This is a genomic window from Mesorhizobium sp. CNPSo 4688 (assembly GCF_057784295.1).
In genome coordinates, this window is sequence record NZ_JBWLUY010000003.1 from 443,370 (window position 1) to 469,178 (window position 25,809).

At 63.6% G+C, this 25,809-nt stretch carries 32 protein-coding genes and 1 tRNA gene; 25 read left to right on the forward strand and 8 right to left on the reverse strand.

Annotation, left to right across the window (positions count from 1 at the left end):
• Positions 1-317: 317 nt before the first annotated feature.
• Entirely contained in the window at positions 318-935 is a 618-nt protein-coding gene (locus AC04SH_RS07850) for a LysE family translocator (RefSeq protein WP_488574580.1), read from the reverse strand.
• Between the two features lie 215 nt (positions 936-1,150).
• On the opposite strand from AC04SH_RS07850, the gene AC04SH_RS07855 reads away from it, so the two are divergent.
• Positions 1,151-2,083, forward strand: a complete 933-nt coding sequence (locus tag AC04SH_RS07855) for a hypothetical protein (RefSeq protein ID WP_488574581.1) — start codon at positions 1,151-1,153, stop codon at positions 2,081-2,083.
• Here AC04SH_RS07855 and AC04SH_RS07860 read toward each other — a convergent pair.
• The 3 genes from AC04SH_RS07860 to hrcA form a co-directional block, all read right to left on the reverse strand.
• Positions 2,062-3,411 carry a PQQ-dependent sugar dehydrogenase gene (locus tag AC04SH_RS07860; RefSeq protein ID WP_488574582.1) on the reverse strand — a complete coding sequence of 450 codons (1,350 nt, stop codon included), beginning with the start codon at positions 3,409-3,411 and terminating at the stop codon, positions 2,062-2,064. The two genes, AC04SH_RS07855 and AC04SH_RS07860, sit on opposite strands and share 22 nt — an antisense overlap.
• Before the next feature lie 103 nt (positions 3,412-3,514).
• A complete protein-coding gene (locus AC04SH_RS07865; protein WP_192258685.1) occupies positions 3,515-3,718 on the reverse strand; it encodes a hypothetical protein in 204 nt (67 codons plus the stop codon).
• A gap of 35 nt (positions 3,719-3,753) precedes the next feature.
• Positions 3,754-4,839 (reverse strand): heat-inducible transcriptional repressor HrcA, encoded by a 1,086-nt coding sequence (gene hrcA / locus AC04SH_RS07870; RefSeq protein ID WP_112559112.1) that lies wholly within the window; start codon positions 4,837-4,839, stop codon positions 3,754-3,756.
• A 253-nt stretch (positions 4,840-5,092) separates the two neighbouring features.
• Here hrcA and rph point away from each other — a divergent pair, with 253 nt between their 5' ends.
• The 6 genes from rph to AC04SH_RS07900 all read left to right on the forward strand — a co-directional run bounded on the left by rph (position 5,093) and on the right by AC04SH_RS07900 (position 8,794).
• Positions 5,093-5,809 (forward strand): ribonuclease PH, encoded by a 717-nt coding sequence (gene rph / locus AC04SH_RS07875; RefSeq protein ID WP_488574583.1) that lies wholly within the window; start codon positions 5,093-5,095, stop codon positions 5,807-5,809.
• Between the two features lie 7 nt (positions 5,810-5,816).
• Positions 5,817-6,227, forward strand: coding sequence for a VOC family protein (locus AC04SH_RS07880; protein WP_488574584.1), 411 nt, complete (start codon positions 5,817-5,819; stop codon positions 6,225-6,227).
• Positions 6,227-6,874: an RdgB/HAM1 family non-canonical purine NTP pyrophosphatase gene (gene rdgB, locus AC04SH_RS07885; RefSeq protein ID WP_488574585.1), complete on the forward strand. Its 648-nt coding sequence runs from the start codon at positions 6,227-6,229 to the stop codon at positions 6,872-6,874. Before AC04SH_RS07880 ends, rdgB begins: the two co-directional genes overlap by 1 nt.
• A complete protein-coding gene (gene hemW, locus AC04SH_RS07890) occupies positions 6,874-8,031 on the forward strand; it encodes a radical SAM family heme chaperone HemW (protein WP_488574586.1) in 1,158 nt (385 codons plus the stop codon). Before rdgB ends, hemW begins: the two co-directional genes overlap by 1 nt.
• 112 nt (positions 8,032-8,143) lie before the next feature.
• The gene (locus AC04SH_RS07895) at positions 8,144-8,467 is read left to right on the forward strand and encodes a hypothetical protein (protein ID WP_488574587.1); all 324 of its coding nucleotides are present in this window, start codon (positions 8,144-8,146) and stop codon (positions 8,465-8,467) included.
• Positions 8,468-8,470: 3 nt separating this feature from the next.
• Complete coding sequence (locus AC04SH_RS07900; protein WP_488574588.1) at positions 8,471-8,794, forward strand: low molecular weight protein tyrosine phosphatase family protein; 324 nt, start codon at positions 8,471-8,473, stop codon at positions 8,792-8,794.
• 219 nt (positions 8,795-9,013) lie between these two features.
• Here the strand turns inward: AC04SH_RS07900 and AC04SH_RS07905 are convergent, their stop codons facing one another.
• Both AC04SH_RS07905 and AC04SH_RS07910 read right to left on the reverse strand, forming a co-directional pair.
• Positions 9,014-9,202, reverse strand: coding sequence for a hypothetical protein (locus tag AC04SH_RS07905; RefSeq protein ID WP_192258691.1), 189 nt, complete (start codon positions 9,200-9,202; stop codon positions 9,014-9,016).
• A gap of 7 nt (positions 9,203-9,209) precedes the next feature.
• Positions 9,210-9,407: a hypothetical protein gene (locus AC04SH_RS07910; protein ID WP_488574589.1), complete on the reverse strand. Its 198-nt coding sequence runs from the start codon at positions 9,405-9,407 to the stop codon at positions 9,210-9,212.
• A gap of 216 nt (positions 9,408-9,623) precedes the next feature.
• Between AC04SH_RS07910 and rsmI the strand changes: the two genes are divergently transcribed.
• From rsmI to AC04SH_RS07925, 3 genes are read left to right on the forward strand one after another with little or no spacing between them, the layout of a single operon-like run.
• Entirely contained in the window at positions 9,624-10,490 is an 867-nt protein-coding gene (gene rsmI, locus AC04SH_RS07915) for a 16S rRNA (cytidine(1402)-2'-O)-methyltransferase (protein WP_488574637.1), read from the forward strand.
• Entirely contained in the window at positions 10,483-10,860 is a 378-nt protein-coding gene (locus tag AC04SH_RS07920) for a YraN family protein (RefSeq protein WP_477287023.1), read from the forward strand. The genes rsmI and AC04SH_RS07920 overlap by 8 nt, the downstream gene beginning before the upstream one ends.
• Entirely contained in the window at positions 10,847-11,254 is a 408-nt protein-coding gene (locus AC04SH_RS07925; RefSeq protein ID WP_488574590.1) for a hypothetical protein, read from the forward strand. Before AC04SH_RS07920 ends, AC04SH_RS07925 begins: the two co-directional genes overlap by 14 nt.
• A 44-nt stretch (positions 11,255-11,298) precedes the next feature.
• On the opposite strand, the gene AC04SH_RS07930 is transcribed toward AC04SH_RS07925, so the two are convergent.
• Complete coding sequence (locus AC04SH_RS07930) at positions 11,299-12,105, reverse strand: undecaprenyl-diphosphate phosphatase (protein WP_488574591.1); 807 nt, start codon at positions 12,103-12,105, stop codon at positions 11,299-11,301.
• A gap of 168 nt (positions 12,106-12,273) precedes the next feature.
• Between AC04SH_RS07930 and AC04SH_RS07935 the strand changes: the two genes are divergently transcribed.
• From AC04SH_RS07935 to AC04SH_RS08005, 15 genes are all read left to right on the forward strand, one after another.
• On the forward strand, positions 12,274-12,966 hold the full coding sequence (locus AC04SH_RS07935; protein WP_488574592.1) for a glutathione S-transferase family protein: 693 nt from the start codon (positions 12,274-12,276) through the stop codon (positions 12,964-12,966).
• Positions 12,947-14,101 (forward strand): tRNA epoxyqueuosine(34) reductase QueG, encoded by a 1,155-nt coding sequence (gene queG, locus AC04SH_RS07940; RefSeq protein ID WP_488574593.1) that lies wholly within the window; start codon positions 12,947-12,949, stop codon positions 14,099-14,101. The genes AC04SH_RS07935 and queG overlap by 20 nt, the downstream gene beginning before the upstream one ends.
• Positions 14,098-15,003 (forward strand): SDR family oxidoreductase, encoded by a 906-nt coding sequence (locus AC04SH_RS07945; RefSeq protein ID WP_488574594.1) that lies wholly within the window; start codon positions 14,098-14,100, stop codon positions 15,001-15,003. Before queG ends, AC04SH_RS07945 begins: the two co-directional genes overlap by 4 nt.
• A gap of 64 nt (positions 15,004-15,067) precedes the next feature.
• On the forward strand, positions 15,068-16,165 hold the full coding sequence (gene mepA, locus AC04SH_RS07950) for a penicillin-insensitive murein endopeptidase (RefSeq protein ID WP_488574595.1): 1,098 nt from the start codon (positions 15,068-15,070) through the stop codon (positions 16,163-16,165).
• 82 nt (positions 16,166-16,247) lie between these two features.
• Complete coding sequence (locus tag AC04SH_RS07955; RefSeq protein ID WP_488574638.1) at positions 16,248-17,276, forward strand: glucokinase; 1,029 nt, start codon at positions 16,248-16,250, stop codon at positions 17,274-17,276.
• A gap of 143 nt (positions 17,277-17,419) precedes the next feature.
• Positions 17,420-19,279 carry an ABC transporter ATP-binding protein gene (locus AC04SH_RS07960; protein WP_488574596.1) on the forward strand — a complete coding sequence of 620 codons (1,860 nt, stop codon included), beginning with the start codon at positions 17,420-17,422 and terminating at the stop codon, positions 19,277-19,279.
• Entirely contained in the window at positions 19,276-20,097 is an 822-nt protein-coding gene (gene dapB, locus AC04SH_RS07965; RefSeq protein ID WP_488574597.1) for a 4-hydroxy-tetrahydrodipicolinate reductase, read from the forward strand. The genes AC04SH_RS07960 and dapB overlap by 4 nt, the downstream gene beginning before the upstream one ends.
• A 27-nt stretch (positions 20,098-20,124) precedes the next feature.
• Positions 20,125-20,745, forward strand: a complete 621-nt coding sequence (locus AC04SH_RS07970) for a 2,3-bisphosphoglycerate-dependent phosphoglycerate mutase (protein WP_488574598.1) — start codon at positions 20,125-20,127, stop codon at positions 20,743-20,745.
• A 257-nt stretch (positions 20,746-21,002) separates the two neighbouring features.
• Positions 21,003-21,087 (forward strand) — tRNA-Leu (locus AC04SH_RS07975).
• A 230-nt stretch (positions 21,088-21,317) separates the two neighbouring features.
• Positions 21,318-21,650, forward strand: a complete 333-nt coding sequence (locus tag AC04SH_RS07980; RefSeq protein WP_477232323.1) for an ArsR/SmtB family transcription factor — start codon at positions 21,318-21,320, stop codon at positions 21,648-21,650.
• Positions 21,651-21,676: 26 nt separating this feature from the next.
• Positions 21,677-22,186, forward strand: a complete 510-nt coding sequence (locus AC04SH_RS07985) for an arsenate reductase ArsC (protein WP_488574599.1) — start codon at positions 21,677-21,679, stop codon at positions 22,184-22,186.
• Between the two features lie 5 nt (positions 22,187-22,191).
• Positions 22,192-22,881 (forward strand): aquaporin, encoded by a 690-nt coding sequence (locus tag AC04SH_RS07990; RefSeq protein WP_488574600.1) that lies wholly within the window; start codon positions 22,192-22,194, stop codon positions 22,879-22,881.
• The gene (gene arsC, locus AC04SH_RS07995) at positions 22,878-23,300 is read left to right on the forward strand and encodes an arsenate reductase (glutaredoxin) (protein WP_488574601.1); all 423 of its coding nucleotides are present in this window, start codon (positions 22,878-22,880) and stop codon (positions 23,298-23,300) included. Before AC04SH_RS07990 ends, arsC begins: the two co-directional genes overlap by 4 nt.
• 69 nt (positions 23,301-23,369) lie before the next feature.
• Positions 23,370-23,690, forward strand: a complete 321-nt coding sequence (locus AC04SH_RS08000) for an ArsR/SmtB family transcription factor (RefSeq protein ID WP_477232327.1) — start codon at positions 23,370-23,372, stop codon at positions 23,688-23,690.
• A gap of 48 nt (positions 23,691-23,738) precedes the next feature.
• On the forward strand, positions 23,739-25,127 hold the full coding sequence (locus tag AC04SH_RS08005) for an NAD(P)-binding protein (RefSeq protein WP_488574602.1): 1,389 nt from the start codon (positions 23,739-23,741) through the stop codon (positions 25,125-25,127).
• Positions 25,128-25,162: 35 nt separating this feature from the next.
• Here the strand turns inward: AC04SH_RS08005 and AC04SH_RS08010 are convergent, their stop codons facing one another.
• Complete coding sequence (locus AC04SH_RS08010; RefSeq protein ID WP_488574603.1) at positions 25,163-25,681, reverse strand: GNAT family N-acetyltransferase; 519 nt, start codon at positions 25,679-25,681, stop codon at positions 25,163-25,165.
• Positions 25,682-25,809 lie beyond the last annotated feature (128 nt).

Here is a 25,809-nt window from a genome sequence, read left to right on the forward strand (position 1 = left end):
AATTGGTCAGGCAATTGGCATCGGCGGACAGAATAGGGCTTTCGATCGCGCAAGATAGGCTGCCGGCCGAAAATATCGAGTGGGGCGCTTGCTGAAAAGGCTGACCTCCCGGAAACGCATTTCCCGGATGGCCGGATTGGCGGAATGGATTGGCTGAGCAAGTGCCGATTGCGCACCAAGGTGTATCGAGATTCAGGTCAGGCCGAGCCGAAAATGCTGGCTTGCGAGAACCGGAGCGGAGCGCTTTCGGGTACGTGAGCACCGGAAGCGCAGCAAGCCGGCGTTTGCAGGCCGGCCTCACCTGAATATCGATGCACCTACTGACGGGCCGCAATGGCAGCTGCTGCGCCAACCATGAAGCCGGCGGCGGTGCGGTTCAGCGCCTTCAGCGCGCGCGGCGATTTCAGGAACCAGCGCGCCTTGGCCGCCAGCGCCAGATAAGGCACCAGCACCACGAAGAGCACGATGACGGTGAGGGCGACCAGAATGCCGTAGTCGGCGAGGGTGATGGTCTTCAGGTCGACGATGGTCGGCGTGATTGCGAGATAGAAGATCATCGTCTTCGGGTTGCCGAGCGTGACGGTCAGGCCGGCAAGGAAGCTCGATACCAGACCACCCTTGCCCTTCCTGGCCTCGACCGTTTCGGGCGTGATGCCGGCGGTCCAGAACCGCCAGCCGAGGAAGGCGAGATAGGCGACGCCCAGCCATTTGATGGCGAGGAAGACCATGCCGAAGGTCTGCGCGACAAAGGCAAGGCCGAGCACCACGGCGGTGAGATAAATGAGGTCGCCGAGCATCAGTCCGAAGGACATGGCCAGGGACGAGCGGAAGCCGGAACCCAGCGCCCGCGCCACCAGCGCGGTGACGCCAGGGCCGGGAATGGCGGCGGCGATGCCGACTGCGGCGCTGTAGGCGAGAAAGCCGGTGAGGGTCATGACGGTTGCACCCCGTGAACGGCCCCTGATGCCATGAAAGCCGGCAGGGGTAAAACGGATTCGATTGCGCCAGCAGGGTCGGACGGTCGTCAGGGCACGGCCGAAAACGAGAGATGGTTCACTTACGCGCCGTGGGAGAGCGGCTATCCCCCAGCCGCCCCAGCGCACATTGCAATCCCTGCGTTCTTGCGCTGCTACACCGACAGGAGCTGCCCATGCTAGCGAAACGACTTCACATCCAGCTTATGCAATGGAAGCCCTGTTCCGAGGCGCGTGGGCACGAGCTGGAATGGTATCTGTGGTTCGAGGGGCGGCAGGCCTTCAGCCTGTTCGACAAGGGCGCAAGCGATATCGCCCCGGCGCCTGGCTACTTTTCCGACAGCCGGAACCCCGGCGCTCATCCCGTTCGTCCGATGATCTATCCGCTGGTCGTCAACAACCGCTTCAAGGTGCGGCTGGTGGCGTTGGAGCGCGCCTCCCCGAACCCCGACGATACCGCCAAGGGCGAGTTCTACATCGACCTCGACACCAAGTATCCTCCGGTTTCCGACTGGCGCATCGTTGCATCCGATCCGCGCAACAGCGACCTCAACGTGGAAGCCTCATTCCAGCTGCAATGGCTGGACTATGTCGACACCAATGAGATCCCCGACACCGGCGTGCGGCGCATCGTCGACAAGTCCAATTATCCCTACCCCTGGGGCGCCAATGTGATGGTGTTCGAGCACTGGCTCGGGCTTGGCCGCAAGGCAGCGCTCAAGCTTGACGACCAGAACCGCGCATCGCGCCGCGAATACTGGATGATCAACGGCAATGCGGCCCGGCGCATGGTGCAGGACGTCTATCGCTTCAACGTCAACCAGCTGGGCGTCGCGAACGACACGATCAGCAGTGTTTACGTGCCGAAGCTCAATGACGGTCACGTCACGGTGACACTCTACGAACACGATTTCAGCGACAGCCGCTTCGCGCAAGGGGCGAAGAAGTCCTTCGGCTCGGTCGGCCTCTTCAATCTCAGGGATACTGGTTTCGACGACCGCGTCTCATCGGCCGAGGTGATCCATACCTATCCCAAGGCGATACATCGGGACGTGCACTGGGGCAGCTCTTTGCCAAACCAATGGGCTCAGGAAGGCCCGTCGACATGAGTGATGCGCCAGATGGTGCCGCTGGCATCCTCGGTGAGGATGAGCGCGCCGTCTTTGGCCACCGCGACGCCGACAGGCCGGCCCCAGACGGAGTCATTGGAAATGACGAAGCCGGTGACGAAATCCTCATACTCGCCGGTCGGCTTGCCATCCTTGAATTTCAGTCGCACCACCTTGTAGCCCGTGCGCACGCCGCGGTTCCAGGACCCGTGCAGGGCAACGAAAGCATCGCCCTTGTACTCGGCCGGGAAATTGCCCCCCTCATAGAAGACGATGTTGAGCGGCGCAGAATGCGCCTGCATCAGCACGTCGGGGATGGTCGCCTTGCCGGCAAGGTCTGGGCGCTCACCCTTGCGGCGCGGATCCTCATTGTTGCCGATGTAGTACCAAGGCCAACCGTAGAAGGCGCCGTCCTTCACGGTGGTTGCGAATTCGAACGGAATGTTGTCGCCGAGCGAGTCGCGCTCGTTGACGACGCACCACAGCGCGCCGGTCGCCGGCTGCACGGTCAGGCCAGAACAATTGCGCAGGCCGGTGGCAACGATGCGGCCATTCTTGCCATCGGGGTCGAAGGCCAGCACATCGGCGCGGCCGTCCTCCTCGCCCCAGGCAGCACCTGAAGGCATGGATTTGATCCAGGCGTCGAGGCCGCCGCGCGGTTCCTTCCCCATGCCCTCGGCGATATTCGATTCGGAGCCGACCGAGACATAAAGGGTCTTGCCGTCGGGCGAGAAGGCGATGTCGCGAGTCCAGTGGCCGCCCGAGGGAATGCCGGTGACAATCGTCTCCGGTTCACCGGAGGCTTTCAGATCGCCGTCGCGATAGGCGAAGCGCACCACGCTATCGGTATTGGCGACATAGACCCACTGCGGCTTGTCGCCCGGTGGATAGAAGGCGATGCCGTAGGGTCGGCTCAGGTTGCTGGCAAAGATCGCTTTCTGGACGGGTTTTGCGCTACCCTTTCCGAGACGATAAACGCGTATCTCGTCGTCGTTGCTGTTGGCAACAAACAGGTCGCCATTCGGAGCAACGCGAACGACGCGCGGGTTGGCGATACCGGAGGCGATAAGCTCCGCTGCAAAACCCGGCAGCACAACTGGATTGGCGCCTTCGGGCCTCTCCGACACGCCGGGGCCATTGGATGCGGATTCGGTGACAAAGGGCGCCTGCAGGTCCTGCGGCTTGATCAGCCGGCGCACGCCCGGTTTGTCCGCCTTCCAGTCGCCGAAAGCGTCCTTGCCGGTCAGCAGCGGTTGATCGGCTTGCTGAGCGTAGGCACTGGTGGCCATAAGCAGGGCAAGGCTCGCGAAGCCGGCAATCCGGATCATGCTGTCCTCCTCGAATTCACGCCGCGCCCGGCTGCTGCATCAGCAGATAATGGGCGGGCGCATCAAAAAAATGAAGGTCGCGCACGCAGATACGGGGAACCCGTCAGCTGTCTTCTTCCTCGACGTCGAGATCGTCGTCGAGCCGCTTTTCCAGCGCGACGAGATCGTCCGGCAGCGGCAGGCCCATGGCGCGCATTTCGCGGAGTTTTTCGCGCAGTTGCTCCTGGATTTCGTGCTCGTCCTCGGGCTGGTTGACCATTTCCTCGAGCAGCAGACTGATCTGGGCCTTGAACGATTCAAGCGCCATTCTGCGCCCTCCTTTGCGGTGATGCCGGCTTGGACTTACCTCAACATCCGGGTAATCAATTGGGCAGTGTAGTCGACCATTGGCACGATGCGGGCATAATTCAGCCTGGTCGGGCCAATGACGCCAAGCGCGCCGACGACCCGGGCGTCCTTGTCGCGGTAGGGCGCCACCACCAGCGACGAGCCGGAGAGCGAAAACAGCTTGTTTTCCGAGCCGATGAAGATGCGCACGCCGGGGCCGTCCTCGGCGAGGTCGAGCAGCTGGATCAGCCCGTCCTGCGTTTCCAGGTCCTCGAACAGGTGCCTGAGCAATTCGATGTCTGCCTGGGCGGTGACGTTTTCGAGCAGATTGGCGCGGCCGCGCACGATGAGACGCGCCGGCAGGCCGCTGTCGGCGCCCGCCCACACCGCCAGGCCTTTTTCGACGAGATCCTGCGACAGCGTGTCGAGGGCCGCCCTGGTCTCGTCCTTGATGCGGGCGATCTCGATGCGCGCCTCGGCCAGCGTGCGGCCCCTGATATGGGCGTTTAGAAAGTTGGAGGCTTCGTGCAGCTGCGAGACGGTGATGCCGGCCGGCAGGTCGACGACGCGGTTCTCGACATCGCCGTTCTGCGACACCATCACGGCCAGCGCCTTGGTCGGCTCAAGCTGGATGAACTCGATGTGCTTCAGCGCCACCTCGTTCTTGGTGGCCAGCACCAGGCCGGCGCCGCGCGACATGCCCGACAGCATCTGGCTGGCCTCGGTTAGCATGTGTTCCAGCGTCGCGCCCGAGCCGGAGGCGCGCACCTGCGCCTCGATGACGCGGCGTTCCTCGTCGGAGAGATCGCCGAGCTCCATGAAGGCATCGACGAAGAAGCGCAGGCCGGTCTGCGTCGGCAGGCGCCCGGCCGAGATGTGCGGGGCATAGATCAGGCCGAGATGTTCGAGGTCGCTCATCACATTGCGGATGGTGGCCGGCGACAGCGACGATGGCAGGATACGCGACAGGCTGCGCGATCCCACAGGCTCACCGTCCTTCAGATAGGAATCGACGATGCGCCGGAAAATGTCGCGCGAGCGCATGTCGAGCGACTGCAGCGCGGGTGCCAGCAGACTGGGTTCGGTGACTGCCTTGGTCATTCGGGCCAAAAACCTCCGCCTAAAGGATATAGACTTCCCTCGCCCCTGCGCAACCCGCTGCCGCACTTGCGGTCAGCGACGTCTGTTCCAGATCGCCCGCCGCCGCGTTTGCGGTCAGCGGCGTCGCTCTTGCGATCGCCCAATGCCGTATGCGGTCACGGTGCCGCGTTTGCGGCCATTTTCCTTTGCGCCATGGGCTGCATGCGTCTACAAGCCGCCGACGCAACCGCAAAAAGAACAGAAAGAGGCCTCGATGCGCCCCTCCAAACGCCAAGCCGACGAAATGCGCGCCATCTCCTTCGAGCGCGGCGTGTCCAAACACGCCGAAGGCTCGTGCCTGGTAAAATTCGGCGACACGCATGTTCTGTGCACGGCGAGCCTGGAGGAAAAGGTGCCGGGCTGGATGCGCAATTCCGGCAAGGGCTGGGTGACGGCTGAATACGGCATGCTGCCGCGCTCGACCGGCGAACGCATGCGCCGCGAAGCCTCGGCCGGCAAGCAAGGCGGTCGCACGCTGGAGATCCAGCGGCTGATCGGCCGTTCGCTGCGCGCCGTGGTTGATTTGCAGGCACTGGGCGAACAGCAGATCACTGTCGACTGCGATGTCCTCCAGGCCGATGGCGGCACCCGCACGGCCTCGATCACCGGCGGCTGGGTGGCGCTCTATGATTGCCTGCGCTGGATGGAAGCACGGCAGATGGCCAGCGTTGCCAAAGTGCTGAAAGACCATGTCGCGGCGATTTCCTGCGGCATCTATGACGGCCAGCCGGTCATCGATCTTGACTATATCGAGGATTCGTCGGCCGGCACCGACGCCAATTTCGTCATGACCGGCAAGGGCGGCATCGTCGAGATCCAGGGCACCGCCGAGGGCGAGCCTTTCTCCGAAGGGCAGTTCGCGGAGCTGATGGGTCTGGCCAAGAAGGGCATTCAAAGGTTGGTGAGTTTGCAGCAGATGGCTGTGGCATAAGCTTTCAATGAAACCTTCCGCTGTCCTTGAATCGGCTCTTTACGTCACCGACCTCGCCGCCGCCGAAGCGTTCTACAGTGACGTCCTCGGCCTCGAGGTCCTCGGCAAGGTCGACGGCCGCCATGTCTTCTTCCGCTGTGGCGCCGGCGTTTTGCTGATCTTCAACGCCGAGGCGACCAAAATCCCACCGGCGCCGGATGCGCGGCTGAAAGTGCCGCCGCATGGCACAGTCGGCGAGGGCCATCTCTGCTTCGCCGCAAGCGCCGATGAACTCGGGCGTTGGAAGGCGCAGCTTGAGGCGAAAAACATCGCCATCGAAAGCGAATTCGAATGGCCGCAGGGCGGGCGTTCGATCTACATACGCGACCCCTCGGGCAATTCGATCGAATTCGCCGAGCCACGGATCTGGGGCCTTTGATGCATTCTCTCGATGGAAAAAAGATCGTCGTCGCCAGCCACAATGCGGGCAAGCTGCGCGAATTCGGCGATTTGATGGGTCCGTTCGGCTTCGAGGCGAAGTCGGCCAAGGACTATGGCCTGCCGGAACCGGACGAGACCGGCACCACCTTCGAGGAAAACGCCTACATCAAGGCTTTTGCGGCGGCTAAAGCCACCGGCCTGCCGGCGCTGTCGGACGATTCGGGCCTGTGCGTCGACGCGCTCGACGGCGCACCCGGCGTCTACACCGCCAACTGGGCCGAAACCCCGGAAGGCACGCGTGACTTCGGCATGGCCATGCAGCGCACCGAAGTGGCCTTGCAGGAGGTCGGCGCCGCCCAGCCGGCGCAGCGCAAGGGCCGCTTCGTCGCCGTCATCTGCCTCGCCTTCCCAGATGGCGAGGCCGAATATTATCGCGGCGAGGCCGAGGGAACGCTGGTCTGGCCGCCTCGCGGCGAACTCGGTTTCGGCTACGACCCGGTGTTCCTGCCTGACGGTTTCGACAAGACGTTCGGCGAGATGAGCGCCGAGGAAAAGCATGGCTGGAAGCCCGGCCAGCCAACGGCGCTGTCGCACCGCGCCCGAGCTTTCCAGAGATTCGCCCGCGCCAGGTTAGGCTCAGCCTGATGCCGCTGCACCGCAGCCCGGGCTTCGGCGTCTATGTCCACTGGCCGTTCTGCGCGGCCAAATGCCCGTATTGCGACTTCAACAGCCATGTCCGCCACCAGCCGGTCGACCAGGAGCGCTTTGCCCGCGCCTTCGAGACCGAGCTGAAGCATATGCGCGAGCGCACCGGGCCGCGCGAAGTGACCAGCATTTTTCTCGGCGGCGGCACGCCGTCGCTGATGCAGCCGCAGACGGTGGCGGCGGTGCTTGATGCGGTGGCGAAGAACTGGACGGTGCCCGATGGCATCGAGGTGACGCTGGAAGCCAATCCGTCCTCAGTCGAGGCCGAGCGTTTTCGCGGCTATCGCGCGGCCGGCGTCAACCGGGTGTCGCTCGGCGTGCAGGCGCTGAACGACAAGGATTTGCGTTTTCTCGGCCGGCTGCACAATGTCGAGGAAGCACTGCATGCCATCGGGCTGGCGCGTGAGATTTTTCCGCGGCTTTCCTTCGACCTGATCTATGCCCGTCCCGGCCAGACGCTGGACGCCTGGCAGGCGGAGCTCGAACAGGCGATTGGCCACGCCGCCGACCATCTGTCGCTCTACCAGCTGACCATCGAGGAAGGCACGCCTTTCCACGCATTGCACGCGGCGCACAAATTCACCATTCCCGACAATGACCGAGCGGCCGACCTCTATGCGCTGACGCAGGAAGTGACCGCAGCGCACGGTTTGCCGGCTTATGAGATTTCCAACCACGCCAGGCCGGGCGCCGAGAGCCGGCACAATCTGACCTACTGGCGCTATGGCGAATATGTCGGCGTCGGGCCGGGGGCGCATGGCCGCTTCATCGAGAACGGCCGCCGAACCGTCACCATCGCCGAGCGGATGCCGGAGACCTGGGCCAATCTGGTCGAGGCCAAGGGCCATGGCGTCACCGGCGGCGAAGTCTTGACGCGTTCGGAGGAGGCCGACGAGTTCCTGTTGATGGGGCTCAGGCTCGCTGAAGGCATCGACCTTACCCGCTACGAGGCGTTTTCGGGGCGCGGCCTGTCCAGCGCGCGGCTGGCGGTGCTGCAGGGCGAGGGGCTGGTGGCGCCGATCGGCAATGCAAGGCTGCGCGCCACGCCGGCTGGCATGATCGTGCTCGATGCCGTGGTGGCGGATCTGGCGAGGTAAGCGGGCCAAGTGGCTGGTCTGTGTGGACGATTTATCGGCCTGAGCAAGGATGCTAGAGGTTCGGCTTGTTGAGCCGAGGGCGAGCAGCGCCGCATCCGAGATGAGTCCTTCGATGAAGTTCCTGATCCACGAGACCTTGATGACATTGAACACGGACGATGTGTTCGAGTTTGGATTGACCGAAATCTTGAGATCTCCAGAGCATGACGACCTCTTTGAGGCTCAGGCGATTTTCATCAGGAACGCAACGGTCACGTCGAAACTAAAATTGACCCACTTGAGCGAGTTCAGCGTTGTCCTCAGTTTCATAACATATATCGGAAATACGCTTCGCGGGATCGCCAAGGATGAGTTGCTCGAGTTTGATCTGAATGGACTCACATTTGATCAGTACATCCCTCTCAGCAAAAATCAGCGTAATATCTGGGATGAGTAGTCGGTGAAGAACGTCCTCTTCGTCTGCAGCCAGAATCGCTTGCGCAGCCCGACCGCCGAGCAGGTGTTTTCAAAAAGCAGGAATATCGAGGTCGCCTCGGCGGGCACCAATCACGATGCCGACACGCCGCTGACGCACGAGCTCGTGGCCTGGGCCGATATCATCTTCGTCATGGAAAAGGCGCACCGCACCAAGCTGCAGAAGAAATTCAAGGCGAGCCTGAAGAAGGCGCGGGTGATCTGCCTCGATATTCCGGACGATTATGAATTCATGGACCCGGAGTTGATGCGATTGCTGGAGGTGAGGGTCCAGAGGTACCTGGGCTGACCGATGTCGTTGGGCGTTCCACGCCTACGCGATCGTCATCCTCGGGCTTGACCCGAGGATCCATGCCGCGAGGCTAAGGCGTTGCAACGGTTTAGAATTCTGCGCTGCCGCATCCTTCGGCAGGCGTCACGGCATGGATTCTAGGGTCTGCGCCGCGTCGCTTCGCTCCTTGCTTCGCCCTAGGATGACAAAGGCGGGGATGCCGGACCGATCGACAAACTAAGCGTCGTGCTTGAAGCGGCGCTTGCCGCGGTCCTTTTCGGCATGCGCGTCGCCGGGTCGGGCCGGCTTGGCGTCGGCCTTGTCGCGGCGGACGCTGTGCTGGTCGTTCATCGGATGCGGCGGCACGCCTTCTCTGGCGCTCTTGGTTTCAAGACGGGTGATGAAGATATCGAAGCGATTGGGCATCGTCCGGTCAGTGCTCCGTCGTACTTTCGGTGTCGGTCTCGATTTCGTTGCGGGCCTCGGCGAGCACACGGCGCAGAAGCCGCTTTCCGGCTTCCCTGCGGATAGCTTCGTGGCGGGCTTCGGCGGATTGCTCACGCGTCGCGGGCACGCGGTTGCGGCCGGCATAGTAGGGCTCGAAAACGTCCTGCAGTTTCAGGCTGTCCATCCTGTCCTCCTCCTCAAGAGACTCAGGCATTCAATCCGCTGGCCACGGTTTCGTTCCCCACTATGGCAAAGACATGGCGGCCGGATTACTTCCGCGTGAGATTTGGGGCGCGACGCCGGGCGTTTTGCAACCCGGCCTGCGCCGTGCCAAACAGGGCTGAACGGAGAATGAGCGGTGACCGTCGAAAAACGCAGCTATGTGATCGGCCAGACCGAGATGCCGGCGCGGCCGCTGGAGCCGGCGCTGTATCTGGTGGCGACGCCGATCGGCAATCTCGCCGACATCACGCTGCGCGCCTTGGAAACACTGGCCGCCGCCGACATCGTCGCCTGCGAGGACACCCGCGTCTCGCGCGTGCTGCTCGACCGCTACGGCATTCGGCGGCGCACCACCGCCTATCACGAGCACAATGCCGGCGAAGCCGGACCAAAATTGATCGCGGCACTCGAGGCCGGGCAGAGCGTGGCGCTGATCTCCGACGCCGGCACACCGCTGATCTCCGATCCCGGCTACCGGCTGGTCGGCGAGGCGCTGGAGCGCGGCCTGCGCGTCGTGCCGATCCCCGGACCTTCGGCGCCGCTTGCGGCGCTGACGGCGTCGGGCCTGCCCTCGGACGCTTTCCTGTTTGCCGGTTTTCTGCCGGTGAAATCAGGGCAGCGGCTGACCAAACTTGAGACCTTCAAGGCGGTGCCGGCGACGCTGATCTTCTTCGAATCGCCGCGCCGGCTGGCCGAGACGCTGGTCGCCATGGTCGAAGCGCTGGGCGGTGAGCGGAAAGCCGCTATCGGCCGCGAGCTGACCAAGACGTTCGAGGAGATGCGCACCGGCACGCTTGCCGCGCTGGCCGACCATTATGCGGCGGCCGACACGCCGAAGGGCGAGATCGTCATCTGCGTCGGCCCCGCCGAGGTAAAGGCCGACCAACCCGCCGACATCGACCGGCTGCTGCTGTCGTTGGCCGCCGAAATGCCGGCCTCCAAGGCTGCGGCGGAAGCGGCGAAAATGACCGGCGGGCAGAAACAGGCTCTGTATCGGCGGCTGCTTGAACTCAGGGATGCCGGTGGAGAAGGCGAAGGTGGCTGAGCGTCCGAGCGCCAGCCGCCAAAAGGCCTATCGGCGCGGCCATCGCGGCGAATGGCTGGCGGCGGCGGCGCTGATGCTGAAAGGCTACCGGATACTCGCGCGACGTCATCGCACAAAATTCGGCGAGATCGACCTGATCGCAAGGCGCGGCGACCTCGTGCTGTTCGTCGAGGTCAAGGCGCGGCGCACGCTGATGGAAGCGATGGAGGCGATCGGCCATGAATCGGAACGCCGCATCGAGGGCGCCGCCGACATCTGGCTGTCGCGGCAGCCGGACTATGGCAGATTGTCTATGCGTTTCGACATGGTGGCGGTGCTGCCTTGGCGCTGGCCGGTGCACGTCGAGAATGCGTTTTATGGGCGGAGTTGAAGCCAAGAGTGGTGTACAGATGACGACAGCCCGAGATCAAATTTCCGCACTGGTACGAAAAGGCTGGAGCGTAGAAAAGGCCAAGGACATTATTTCTCGAGGTCTACCCATTGGTTCCAGCAAGAGCGAGGTAATATTTTACCTCGAATCTCAATTGTTCCCGGGAATAGAGACGCCATATCTTGAGATGATTATCTCAAACCCACATGAAGACCAGATCATTCCAGCGGGTTATGTATTTAGCGTCGATTTTGTGAATCACACTTGCGCGGACGGAGTCCTCACTTGCTTGGATAGCTACCCTAAAGTGACGGGATTCCTAACGATTGCCTTTTGGCTTCGAAACGAAAAGCTCACGCTAATCAATATCCAAAACAAGGGCAGAATAATCTGACTGGGGCGGCTGGCGTGCACCGACCGCGGGCGTTGGTTTGACGCTCAACCCCAGATCATCAACGCCACCAGGCCCACACCGCCCACCACCAGGCGCCACCAGCCGAACAGCGCGTAGCCGTTGCGTGAGACGTAATCGAGCAGGAAGCGGACGACGATCAGCGCGGTGACGAAGGCAGCGACGAAGCCGATGGCGATGATCGGCAGGTCGGCCGTGGTCAGCACGTTGCGGTTCTTGAACAGGTCGAAGGCGAAGGCGCCGACCATGGTCGGGATGGCGAGGAAGAACGAGAATTCCGCCGCCGCGCGCTTGTCGACGCCCAGCAGCAGGGCGCCGACGATGGTCGAACCGGAGCGCGACGTGCCGGGGATCAGCGACAGGCACTGGAACAGGCCGATCTGCAGATAAAGCCTTGTCGGGAAGCGTTCGACGTCGCGGTAGACCGGTTGCAGCTTCATGCGGTCGACCGCCAGCAGCACGACGCCGCCGATGATCAGCATGATGCAGATCAGCCGCGGCGATTCGAACAGGATGGTCTTGATGAAATCATGCGCCAGCGCGCCGATGATGGCCGCCGGCAGGAAGGCGATCAGGATGCCGAGGACGAAATGCCGCGTCAGCCGGTCATGCGGCAGGTCGAGCAGCATTTGCCACAGGCGGCGGAAATAGACGCTGAGGATCGCCAGGATTGCGCCGAGCTGGATCAGGATCTCGAACGCCTTGCCTGTGGAATGGAAGCCGAGGAAATGGCCGGCAAGCAGGATATGGCCGGTGGAAGAGACCGGTATGAACTCTGTCAGCCCCTCCAGCAGGCCGAGCAGCAGGGCTTCGACAATGGTGTGGCTATCCATGGCAACCTCGGCATTCAAGTGACGGAAGGAGACGGCTTGCAAATGGCTTGCTTGTCACGGCGCGGAAGTCCCCCTATAGGTCGCAACACCGTGACGGCCGCATGACGGGCCGCCAAGACTTACCGGTGCGCCCTGCGATTCGCCAGTGCGCTTAATTATCGCGGGACCATGCTGACGCTTTTCCATCACCCGATGTTCGCCGCCTGCCGCTTCGTTCGCCTCGCCTTTGGCGAGTATGGCGAGGAGCTGGCGCTGATCGAGGAAAAACCGTGGACACGGCGCAAGGAGTTCCTGGCGCTGAACCCAGCCGGGACCTTGCCGATCCTGCTTGCCGAGGGCGACGTGCCGATCGTCGGCGCCATTGTGATCGCGGAATATCTTGACGAGACGCGCGGCGTCCTGAAGCGCGACAAGCGGCTGTTCGCCGAAGACCCAATGGAACGTGCCGAGATCCGCCGGCTGACCGACTGGTACCTCAACAAGGCCGAGAGCGAGGTAACGCGGCACCTGGTGCGCGAACGCGTGCTGAAGCCTATCATGCCGGAAACGGCGGGCGGCGGCTCGCCCGATTCGGGCGCGATCCGCGCGGCGCGCGCCAACATCCGCCAGCATATGAAATATACCAATTGGCTGGCCGGCACCCGCCACTGGCTGGCCGGCAGCAAGGTCACCTATGCCGACCTGGCAGCCGCGGCGACGCTGTCGGTGCTGGATTATCTCGGCGAGATCGACTGGCGCGAGCATGCCGCGGCGCGCGAATGGTACACGCGGGTGAAATCGCGGCCATCCTTCCGGCCGCTGCTCTCCGACCGGGTGCGCGGCCTGTCGCCGGTGTCGCATTATGCGGACCTCGACTTCTAAACGCGAAACCCTGCGCGCGCTGATCGACGCAGAGGCGCGGCGTGCCGGCTTCGATGCGGTTGCGGTCACCTCTCCCAACGCGATCCCGCTGGCGCCGGCCAGATTGGCCGAATTCGTCGCCGACGGTTTTCATGGCTCGATGGACTGGATCGCGGAGACGCTCGCGCGCCGCAGCGAACCCTCGATGCTGTGGCCGGACGTGCGCTCGATCATCGTGCTGGCGATGAATTACGGCCCGGACCACGATCCGCGCGCATTGCAGGGAAGGCGCGACCGCGGCGCGATCTCGGTCTATGCGCAGAACCGCGACTATCACGAGGTGATGAAGGGCCGGCTGAAGGAGATCGCCGGCAAGATCGTGGCGCGGGCCGGCGGCGACGTCAAAGTGTTCGTCGATACCGCGCCGGTGATGGAAAAGCCGCTGGCCGAGGCCGCCGGGCTCGGCTGGCAAGGCAAGCACACCAATCTGGTCAGCCGCGAGCATGGCTCGTGGCTGTTTCTCGGCACCATCTTCACCACCGCCGAGCTTGAGCCCGACGCGGCCGAAGAGGACCATTGCGGCTCCTGCCGCGCCTGTCTCGATGCCTGCCCGACCGATGCCTTTCCGGCGCCCTACCGGCTCGATGCCCGGCGCTGCATTTCCTACCTGACCATCGAGAATAAGGGGCCGATCCCGCACGAATTCCGCGAAAAGATCGGCAACCGCATCTACGGTTGCGACGATTGCCTGGCCGCCTGCCCGTGGAACAAGTTTGCGCGAGCCGCCTCGGAGGCAAAACTCGCCGCGCGCGACGAACTGCGCGAGCCGCCGCTGGCGGATCTGTTGCAGCTGGACGATGCCACGTTCCGGTCTTTCTTCTCCGGCTCGCCGATCAAGCGCATCGGCCGCGACCGCTTTGTCCGCAATGTGCTGATCGCCGCCGGCAATTCCGGGGATGTTTCGCTGGCCGGCCCGGCGCGTGCCTTGCTCGGCGATGCCTCGCCGCTGGTGCGCGGTGCGGCGGTGTGGGCGCTGGCGCGGCTGGTGCCGCAGGCTGAATTCAGCGAGCTGGCGGCCATCGGCTGGAAAACCGAAACCGACGCGACAGTGCGCGACGAATGGCTGTCCGCATTGCCAACAGAGGCGCATGCATGAGCGAAAAGCAGGTCTTCATCTTCGGTGCCGGCTATTCCGGGAAAGCCTTTGCCCGGGCCAACGAGGAGACGGCGACGATTTTCGGAACCACGCGTTCGCCGGAAAAATTCGAATCACTCAAACAGGCCGGCATTGCGCCACTGCTGTTCGATGGCGCACTGACACCCGAGATCAGCGACGCGCTGGAGAAAACCACCCACCTGGTCATCTCCGTTGCCCCCGAAGAGGCCGGCGATCCGGTATTGATAGCCGCCCGCGCCGCAATCGTGGCGCAGATGCCGGCTCTAGAATGGATCGGCTATCTCTCGACCGTCGGTGTCTACGGCAATTATGACGGCGCCTGGGTCGACGAGACGGCCGCTTGCCGGCCGGTGTCGAAGCGCTCGGCAATGCGGGTGGCGGCCGAGCAGGGCTGGCTGGAGCTTGGCCGCGAGATCGGCAAGCCGGTGGCTATCCTGCGGCTTTCCGGCATTTACGGGCCGGGCCGCAATGCGCTGGTCAATCTGGAAAACGGCACGGCCAGGCGGCTGGTCAAGCCCGACCAGGTGTTCAACCGCATCCATTGCGACGACATTGCCGGTGCGCTGTGGCACCTCATCGGCGGCAATACAGGTGGCATTTTCAACGTAACCGATGACGAGCCGGCGCCGCCGCAGGATGTCGTCACCTATGCCGCTTCACTGATGGGCATCGAGCCGCCGCCGGAAATTCCTTTCGAGACCGCCCAACTTTCGCCCATGGCGCGGTCCTTCTATGGCGAGAACAAGCGCGTCGCCAACACGGCGATCAAGGCGGTGGGCTATCGGTTCCGCTTTCCGGACTACCGCCAGGCATTCGACCGGATGTGGGCCGACGGGAGCTGGCGCGATGGCGAGCCGCGCAGCCCGATCAAGGGTGGATAATCGAAACGCGGCGCCGGGCGTGGTATGATTCGCCGAGTTGCGCGGCCTGTTGCAGAGGGGGCTTATGACGATTTCGATGCGATCCTTGCCCGGCAGACGGCCGTTCCTGACGGCGGCGCTGGCGATTGTGGCACTGGCCGGATTGGTGGCGGGTGCAATCACGGCCGAGCCGCGGGCAAAAGACCTGTTTGGCGCCAAGAAGCTGCCGGCGGTGGCTGCAGCGCAATCCTTCGGCTTCTACTCCAAGGGCTGCTTCACCGGCGGTGTCGCCATTCCGATGGATGGGCAGAACTGGGAGGTGATGCGCCCGTCGCGCAACCGCCGCTGGGGCCACCCAACAATGATCGCGCTGATCGAGAAACTGTCGCGCGATGCCGCCGCCGACGGCTGGCCGGGCCTGTTGATCGGCGACATTTCGCAGCCACGCGGCGGGCCGATGCTGACCGGGCACGCCTCGCACCAGATCGGCCTCGATGCCGACATCTGGCTGACGCCGATGCCCGACCGCAGGCTCACGACCCAGGAGCGCGAAAACATCAGCGCCACGCTGATGGTCGACGACAAGACGCATCTGGTGAAGGACAGGCTGTGGAAGCCGATGCACACGCAACTTCTGAAGCGTGCGGCAAGCTATCCGGAAGTCGAGCGCATCCTGGTCAATCCCGGCATCAAGAAGAAGCTTTGCGACACCGTCACCGGCGACCGTTCCTGGCTGCGCAAGATCCGGCCGTTCTGGGGCCATGACTATCATTTCCACATCCGTATCGGCTGCCAGCCGGGCTCGCCCAACTGCAAGGGACAGGAAGCGACGCCAGACGATGACGGCTGCGGCAAGCCGCTGGCCTGGTGGTTCACCGAGGAGCCGTGGAGGCCCAACAAGAACCCGGACGCGCCCAAGGCACGCGACGTGATGACGATGGCGAACCTGCCGAAACAATGCCAGTTCGTGCTCGACCAGCCCGATGCCGACTCGGCGGAAGCCGTCACCTATCGCGGCGGCGGCATGCCTATCGCGGCCAGGGCGCCCGAACCTGATGCGCCTTTGCCGCCCATCAACGGCAACGCGGCGGGCCTGCCAAGCGCCGCTAACGCCTTCACCGCGACGCCGGAAATCGGCATTCCCCTGCCGAGGCGACGGCCGCCGGCAAACGTCGGACAGTAAAGGCGACCTGACGCTTCCCCTTTCCTGGGTCATGCGCTAGTCAATCGATTGAAACGGGCGCAACGGCGTCGCAAAGGGGACGATCAAGAGCATGTCAGGCGACGACGACGCAGCGTTGCGGTTTCCAGTGCTGATCGGCGATATCGGCGGCACCAATGCGCGCTTTTCGATCGTGCTCGACGCGAATTCGGAAGCCGGCGAGCCGCAGATTGTGCAGACGGCCAATTTCAACACCATCGACGAGGCGATCCGGGCGGCGGTGCTCGACCGCTCGTCGGTGCGGCCGAATTCGGCGGTGCTGGCGATCGCCGGGCCGGTTGATGGCGACGAGATCCCGCTCACCAACTGTCCCTGGGTGGTGAAGCCGAAGCAGATGTTTTCCAATCTGGGCCTGAGCGACATCGTCGTGCTCAACGATTTCGAGGCGCAGGCGCTGGCCGTCGTGGCGCTCGGCGAAGAGCATATGGAAAGGATCGGCGGCGGCACGCCGGAGGAGAATGCCGGACGCGTCGTGCTCGGCCCCGGCACCGGGCTCGGCGTCGCCGGGCTGGTGCATGCGCTCAACCATTGGATACCGGTGCCGGGCGAGGGCGGCCATATGGATATCGGGCCGCGCACAGCCCGCGATTTCGAGGTGTTCCCGCATATCGAGAAGCTCGAAGGCCGCATTTCGGGCGAGCAGATCCTGTGCGGGCGCGGCCTGGTCAATGTCTATAGGGCGGTGGCCAAGGCCGACGGAAAGCCTTTCCCCTTCACCACGCCGGCCGAAATCACCGGGGCGGCGCTGGCCAAGACCGATGCGGTCGCCGAGGAAGCGCTGGCGCTGTTCGTCACCTGTCTCGGCCGCACCGCCGGCGATCTCGCGCTGGTGTTCATGAGCCGCGGCGGCGTGTTTTTGACCGGCGGCATCGCGCAAAAGATCGTGCCGGCGCTGAAGGAAGGCAATTTCCGCGCCGCCTTCGAGGACAAGGCGCCGCACAGCGCGCTGATGGCCTCGATGCCGGTCTATGTCATCACCCACCCGCTGGCAGCCCTTCTCGGCCTCGCCGCCTATGCCCGCAACCCGTCGCTGTTCGGTGTCCAGACCGCGGGGCGGCGCTGGCGGGCGTAATCCGCTTGCCTTCCCCTGGGGCTGTTTCGAGCTGCGATCCCGGCCGCGACGAAGTTTCGCCATAGGCAAGCCGTAGCCGGGGCGCTAAGAGGGGGCCGAATTCCGGCCCGCTCTACCCAGGAAACCGACGAAGCGCTGCAGATTTGACACTTCAAAGCCCAAACAGATTGAAGGTGCGGCCGACCGAGGTCTCGGCGGTGCTGCGCCGCATCCTGGCTGAAAACAGCCGCGACTATCACTGGCACTATGCCGTCGCCATCGTCTGTTCGCTGCTGGTTTCGGGCACGACGGCCTTCAGCGCCTGGATCATGGCGCCGATGGTCAACCAGATCTTCTACGAACGGCAGGGCGGCGCCGTCTTGTGGATCTGCGCCGGTTTCATGGGCGCCTTCATGATCCGCGGCTTCGCCGGCTACGGCCAGGCGGTGGCGCTGGCCACGATCGGCAACAATCTGGTGGCGCGCTACCAGAGACGCATCTTCGATCATCTGATGAAGCTCGGCGTCGACTTCTTCAACGACACGCGTTCGGGCCGGCTGGCGGCGCAGGTCAATGAGAATGTCGGCGGTATTCGCGACCTTTTGTCGTTGACCATCGTCTCGATCACCCGCGACGCCGTCACGCTGGTCGGCCTTGTCGGCGTCATGATTTACCAGGATCCGGTGCTGTCGTTGAGTTCACTGCTGATCGGACCGCCGCTGATCTGGGCCGTCGTCTACATCACGCGCCGGGTACGCAAGATCAACCGGGAATCGGTGCTGATCAATTCCCGGCTGATCGGGGCCGTGCAGGAGGCCACGCAAGGCATCGCCATCGTCAAGGCCTTCACCATGGAGGAGGAGCTATCGCGCCGCATCGGCGACCTCGCCGCCAGCGCCGAACAGCGCAGCAACAAGATCGCCCGCGTCTCGGAACGGCTGTCGCCGATTTCCGACATGCTGGCCGGCCTCGCGGTGACCGCGGTCATCGGTTATTCCGGCTATCGGGCACTGGTGCTCGGGCAGCCACCGGGCGCGGTGTTTTCGTTCATCACCGCGCTGATCCTGGCCTATGACCCGGCGCGACGTCTGGCGCGCATGCAGGTCTCGATGGAGCGGGCGCTGGTCAATGCGCGCATGATCTACGAGCTGCTCGACCGCGAGCCGAAGCAGGGCGACGCGCCAGGCGCCGCAGAGGCGCATTTCACCACCGGCGCCGTGCGGTTCAACAACGTGTCGTTCCGCTATGTCGAGGAAGTGCCGGTGCTGCGGGATCTGAGCTTTACCGCCGCCGCCGGCAAGATGACGGCCATTGTCGGCGCCTCGGGCGCCGGCAAGACGACGCTGGTGGCGCTGCTGCAGCGTTTTTACGATGTCGATGCAGGCACGATCGAGATCGACGGCCAGGACATTTCCAAAGTCACCAAACACTCGCTGCGCAGCTCGATCGCCTATGTCTCGCAGTCGCCCTATCTGTTCGAAGGCACCATCCGCGACAACATCAGGTATGGCCGGCTTTCGGCCACCGACGCCGAGATCGAGCAGGCGGCGATCCAGGCCGCGGCCGACGACTTCATCCGCCAGCAGCCGCAAGGCTACGACACGCCGGTCGGCGAAAGCGGTGCGACGCTGTCGGGCGGCCAGCGCCAGCGCGTCTCGATCGCTCGCGCCATCGTGCGCAACGCACCGATACTGCTGCTCGACGAGGCGACCTCGGCGCTCGACAACGAGGCCGAAGCCCGCGTCCAGGAAGCGCTCACCCACGTCATGGCCGGCCGCACCACCATCGTGATCGCGCACCGTCTGTCGACCGTGGTCAATGCCGACCACATCATCGTCATGGAGCAGGGCCGGCTGGTCGAGGAAGGCACCCACGCCTCGCTGATGGCCGATCCGCACAGCGTCTATGCCCGCTTCCACCGCGTGCAGGGCAAGAAGGGGCTGGGGCTTGTCGACGACGCCAAGCCAATCCAAACTCCGCTGCCGCGTTCGCGTGGAAAGAAGGTGTTGGGGAGGACCGTATGAGCGAATCCGGCGACATGGGCCTGGTTGTGGTGGGGGCGGCCGGCCGCATGGGCCAGACGCTGATCCGCGCCATCCATTCGATCCCCGGCGCGCACGTGGTCGGCGCGGTCGAACGCGCCGGATCGCCCTATCTCGGCAAGGACGCAGGCGAACTTGCCGGCATCGGCACCATCAATGTGACGATCTCAGACGACCCGCTGCCGGTGTTCGCCAAGGCCGACGGCGTGCTCGATTTCACCGCTCCGGCCGCTACCGTCGAATTCGCCGGCTACGCCGCGCAGGCGCGCATTGCCCATGTCATCGGCACAACCGGCTGTTCGGCGGAAGACAACGCCAAGATCGAAGCCGCGGCGCGCCACGCGACGATCGTCAAATCCGGCAATATGAGCCTCGGCGTCAATCTGCTGGCAGTGCTGGTGGAACAAGCGGCGCGCGCGCTCGACGCCGACGATTTCGACATCGAGATCCTCGAAATGCACCACAAGCACAAGGTCGACGCGCCGTCAGGCACCGCCTTGCTGCTCGGCGAAGCGGCGGCGGCGGGACGCGGTATTGCGCTTGCCGGCAACGATGCGCGCGCGCGCGACGGCCATACCGGCGTGCGCAAGCCTGGAACGATCGGCTTTGCCAGCTTGCGCGGCGGCTCGGTGGTCGGCGACCACAGCGTGATCCTGGCCGGCACCGGCGAGCGCATCACGCTTTCGCATCACGCCGAGGACCGCGCGATCTTTGCCCGCGGTGCTGTGAAGGCGGCGCTTTGGGCTCGCGCGAAGAAGCCTGGACTGTATTCGATGCGGGACGTGCTGGGCCTAGCCTGAAATATCCATAATTTTGAAGGAGCAAACATGTCGCGAACTCTCGTGCTCGTGCGCCACGGCCAGAGCGAATGGAACCTGAAGAACCTGTTCACCGGCTGGCGCGATGTCGACCTGACCGAGCAGGGCCACAAGGAGGCCAAGGAAGCCGGTGCGAAGCTCAAGGCGCGCGGCCTGAAATTCGACATCGCCTTCACCTCGGCGCTGATCCGGGCGCAAAAGACCTGCCAGCACATTCTCGACGCCGTCGGCCAGAGTGATTTGGAGACGATCCGCGACCAGGCGCTGAACGAGCGCGACTATGGCGATCTCTCCGGCCTCAACAAGGACGACGCGCGCAAGAAGTGGGGCGAGGAGCAGGTGCACATCTGGCGCCGCTCCTACGACGTGCCGCCGCCTGGCGGCGAAAGCCTGAAGGACACCGGCGCCCGCGTCTGGCCGTACTATCTCCACGACATGCAGTCGCATGTGCTGAGGGGCGGCACGGTGCTGGTCGCAGCGCACGGCAATTCGCTGCGCGCGCTGATCATGGCGCTGGACGGCAAGAGCGGCGAGGAGATCGTCAAGCTGGAACTCGGCACCGGCGTGCCGGTGATCTACAAGCTCAACGCCGATTCCACCGTGGCGTCGAAGGACGTGCTGGAAGGCTGAGGCTTCGGCCTTCATTTGCCAAGTCGGCGCTGCCCCTCATTGCCCTGCCTGCGCAGCCTCGGCGCTCTTCTTGCGACGTTGGCGATTGGCGAAATCGTCGATAACAGCGACCCCTCTCCCCGTGACTATACGGGGAGAGGATGCCGGCAGGCAGGTGAGGGGCAGCGCCAACGGCGGGAACTAAGCCGGCAAGCGGCGGCCCGTCGAAAAAAGCGCGTTGACACCCGTCGCTTGCCCGCTTACATGAGCCCGCACCAGCCCAGATGGCGGAATTGGTAGACGCGCACGGTTCAGGTCCGTGTTCCGCAAGGAGTGGAGGTTCGAGTCCTCTTCTGGGCACCAAATTCCCGTTTCGAACCGCCTAGCGTGGTTGAGACGCCTGACAAAAAAGCCCGGTTCGTCCGGGCTTTTTTGTTGCTTTGGTGACCCAGCTTGCAGGCGCAATCTTGCCGTCGCAGATGTAGTCTGTCCTCGCCAAAAGCTGTCTAGCCAACGATCGATCCGATTTGCTGAATGTCATCCAAATGTCATGCGCCTTGGCTACAGGACGATAAATCTGGATTTATGGATACGTGGACAAAGAGACCGCCCTTCTCGCGCTTGCGGCACTTGGCCAGGACACAAGGCTGGAGGTTTTCCGACTGCTGGTTCGGGCCGGCGCTGAAGGCGTGCCAGCCGGCGAGGTCGCATCGCGCCTAGGCATCGTCCAGAACACCATGTCGGCGCATCTGAAGATACTTGGCCATGCCGGGCTGGTCCGCGCCGAGCGCGAGGGGCGCACCATTCGCTATGTCGCCGACATGACCGGTTTTCGCGACTTGCTTGCTTACCTCATGGAGGATTGCTGCAACGGTGCCCCGGAGCTTTGCCAGCCGGCAATCCAGGCGGTGACTTGCAAGTGTTAGGCCGGCAAATGGCTGGGGAGGAAGCAATGAGCGATCAGATTTACAACGTGTTGTTTCTGTGCACCGGTAATTCGGCGCGGTCGATCCTCGCGGAGGCGATCCTGAACCGTCTCGGCGCCGGCAGGTTCAAGGCCTTTTCCGCCGGTTCCCATCCGAAGGGTGCGGTCCATCCCTATGCGCTGCAGCTTCTAAAGACCCTCAACCACGACACCTCCTTTGCCCGTTCGAAGGACTGGGAGGAATTTGCGGTGCCGGGCGCACCTGAGATGAATTTCGTTTTCACGGTCTGCGACAACGCAGCCAATGAATCCTGTCCCGTATGGCCCGGCCAGCCGATGACGGCGCATTGGGGGGTGCCCGATCCCGCAGCCGTCGAGGGCACGGATGCTGAAAAGCACCTGGCATTCGCCGATGCCTACCGCATGCTCAACAACAGGATTTCAATCTTCGTAAGCCTGCCGATGAACACAATCGACAAGCTTGCCTTGCAGAAGCGGCTGGATGAGATCGGTCGCAATCACCCCAAGGCAGGCTGAACAGCATGGCCACTGATTTGTCACGACGCCTTGTCGCCGAAGCACTCGGGACCGCCATGCTGGTTGCCGCGGTTGTCGGTTCGGGCATCATGGCCGATCGCCTGACCGACGACGTGGCGCTTTCGCTCCTCGGCAACACGATCCCGACGGGCGCTATGCTGGTGGTGCTGATCACCATTCTTGGGCCGATTTCCGGGGCGCATTTCAATCCGGCGGTGACGCTGGTCTTTGCCTTGCGACGGGAAATCCAGACAAAAGCGGCTGTCGCTTACGTCATCGCCCAAATCACGGGCGGCATCGCAGGTACTTTCCTGGCGCACGCCATGTTCGACCTGCCGATCCTGCAAATCTCCCAGACCATGAGGGCCGGAAGCGGCCAGTGGATCGCGGAGATCGCGGCCGCCTTTGGCCTTGTCTTCACCATCCTCGCCGGCCTGCGTTTTCGAAGCGACGCCATTCCGTGGCTGGTCGGGCTCTACATCACATCGGCCTATTGGTTCACCGCCTCGACCTCGTTTGCCAATCCGGCCGTCGCCATCGCGCGTGCCTTGTCCAACACTTTTGCTGGCATCCGGCCGCTCGATGTCCCGGCCTTCATCGTCGCCGAACTGCTTGGCGCGCTGCTCGCCATGGCGCTGGCCGGCTGGCTGCTTTCAGTACCCAAACCCGAGCCAGAGATGAAAGCTGCGCAATGACCATCACCATCTATCACAATCCCGATTGCGGGACGTCACGCAACACGCTGGCGATCATCCGTCAGTCCGGCGAAGAACCGGAGGTGATCGAATATCTCAAGACGCCGCCGTCGCGCGAAAAGCTCGTCGAACTGATTGCGGCGATGGGGATGACACCGCGCGACTTGCTGCGCGAGAAGGGTACCCCCTATGCCGAGCTCAACCTCGGCGATCCCAAATGGAGCGACGACGAAATTCTCGATTTCATGCTGGCGCATCCGATCCTGATCAACCGGCCGATCGTGGTGACGCCGCTCGGCGTCGTGCTGGCGCGGCCGTCGGAAGCCGTCCTCGACATCCTTCCAAATCCGCAGATCGGCGCCTTCACAAAGGAGGACGGTGAGGTCGTCATCGATGCCGAGGGCAAGCGCGTCATCTGAGTAGCGTGTTATTTCGATGGCAGTCGAAATAACACTTGACGGCCTCGGTCACTGGCGTATTGTATTTCCATGAAACTCGAACAAGCAGCAAAACAGCTCGAAGCGCTGGGCAATCCGACGCGGCTGAACCTCTATCGCACGCTGGTCAGGGCCGGGGCAGCCGGCAGGCCGGTCGGCTATCTGCAGGAGAGTCTCGGCATCGCTGCCTCGACCTTGTCGCATCACCTGCACCGGCTGATCCTGACCGGCCTGGTGACTCAGGAGCGGCAGGCGACGACGCTGATCTGCCGCGCCAACTATCCCATCATGCAGGATCTGATCGGTTTCCTCGCCGACGAATGCTGTGCCGATGCCGCCTGCACTCCCGCCACCGGAGACGTGGCCGCGTAATTTTTTGCTTGTTATTTCGATAATCCCGGAATGATGGAAGGTATAGAAATGACCCCGCAAAGCGATCTGCCCATTGCCGTCATCGGCGCCGGTCCGGTTGGGTTGGCGGCAGCGGTCCACCTTTTGGAACAGGGCCTGCCGGTGAAGGTCTATGAGTCGGGCAGCGGCGTTGCGTCCAACCTCAGGGATTGGGGCCATGTCAGAGTGTTCACCCCCTGGCGCTATTGCATCGATCACGCGGCGAGAAAATTGCTCGAGGCCCATGGCTGGCACAGGCCGGAGCCCGAGGCATTCCCCACCGCTGGCGAGCTGGTCGAGCACTACCTGGAGCCGCTTGCGGCTCTGCCGGGACTGACGCCGGTGATCGAAACCGGCGCCCGCGTCGTCGGCATCTCGCGCTGGGGCGCCGACAAGGTGCTGAGCAACGCACGCGGCACGCGGCCCTTCATGCTGGTGGTCGAAACGGCCAATGGCACAAGGCGAGACAGCGCCCGCGCCGTCATCGATGCCTCCGGCACCTGGCAGATGCCCAATCCGCTCGGTGCCGGCGGAATCGCGGCCGAAGGCGAGGCAGAGAATGCGGGCCGTATCGCCTATGGCATCCCTGATATTCTCGGCCGTGACCGCGCTCTTTACGCCGGACGCACGACGCTGGTTGCCGGTTCGGGGCACTCGGCCGCCAATGCCTTGCTCGACCTCGCCAGACTGGCCGAGGCCGAGCCCGGCACCGCGTCCATCTGGGTGACGCGCAGCACCGACCTGGTGCGCATCTATGGCGGCGGCGATGCCGATGCTTTGCCGGCGCGCGGCGAGCTTGGTGCCGATGTTCGCGAACTGGCGGAAAGTGGCCGCGTCTCGCTGGTAACAGGATTTGCGACCGTCGCCATCCGTGCGCAAGAAAATCGTCTGATCGTCGAAGGCGAGACCGCAGGCGGTTTGCGTCAGGTCGGCCCTGTCGACCGCATCATCGCCGCAACCGGGCAGCGGCCCGATCTCTCGCTGACCAGGGAGCTTCGGCTCGACCTCGATCCGTGGCTTGAAGGCGTCAAGGCGCTGGGGCCACTCATAGATCCCAACGAGCATTCCTGCGGTGATGTGCCGCCGCATGGCCACCGCGAGCTCAGCCATCCCGAGCCCGATTTCTACACGGTCGGCATCAAGAGCTATGGCAGGGCGCCAACCTTCCTGCTGCTGACGGGTTATGAGCAGGTCCGCTCCGTCGCCGCCGCGCTTGCCGGCGACATGGTTTCCGCCGATGCAGTGCAACTCGTACTGCCGGAAACCGGCGTCTGTACGGTGCCGTCTTCTGCACTTGGCGATGCCTCAAAAGGCTGTTGCGGCGGCCCGGCAGCAAAGGAGGCGGATGCCTGCTGTGTCGCCGATGCCGAGGCAAAAGCTGTCGGCAAGGTTGGGTGCGGTTGCGGCGTTGCCGCGTGAGCTCGCTGCCACCATCGACGGCCGGCATGCGAAGCCTAAAGCGGCAGATGCTTCATGAAATAGATAGAGACTTTCGGCCGGCCATGCGGGTCGACAAAGTGATGCGGGACAGAGCCGACCTCGTGCCAGTCGAGCCGCCTGTAGAGTCGCTCGCTGGCCCCTCCCTCGACCGTATCGAGGAGAAGCAAGGACCGTTTTCTGCTGATGGCCTCACGCTCGACAGCCTGCATGAGAGCGAGACCGATGCCTTGCCGCTGGAAGTCGCGGTGAACGAGGAGTTTGTAGACCTCGGCCCGGTGCGGCGCGTTCGGCTCCGGCGAGAGATAAAGTTGAACCGTGCCGACGACACGGCCGTCGATATCGGCACAGATGAGAAGCCGTTCGCCTTCCCTCACCGAACGGAAAACATCCTCCCAATGTGCCAGCGCCTGAGGCTCGTCGAAAGGAAGCACGAAGCCAACGAGCGCGCCGTCTTCGACGCTCTGGGTCAGCATCTCGGCAAGGGCCTGCACATGAAGCCTTGCCTCATTGTCATCAAACACGGCGATGCGCATCAGATCTTTCCTCTTGAGTGGTCAGAAATAGCGGGCTTTGACGGGCTCGTGAAGGCACCGACGATAGCCGCTCCGAGCGCTTGCCGGGAGCACGCCTGAGCGGAACCGCCTGCAATCCCAAGTCGTCC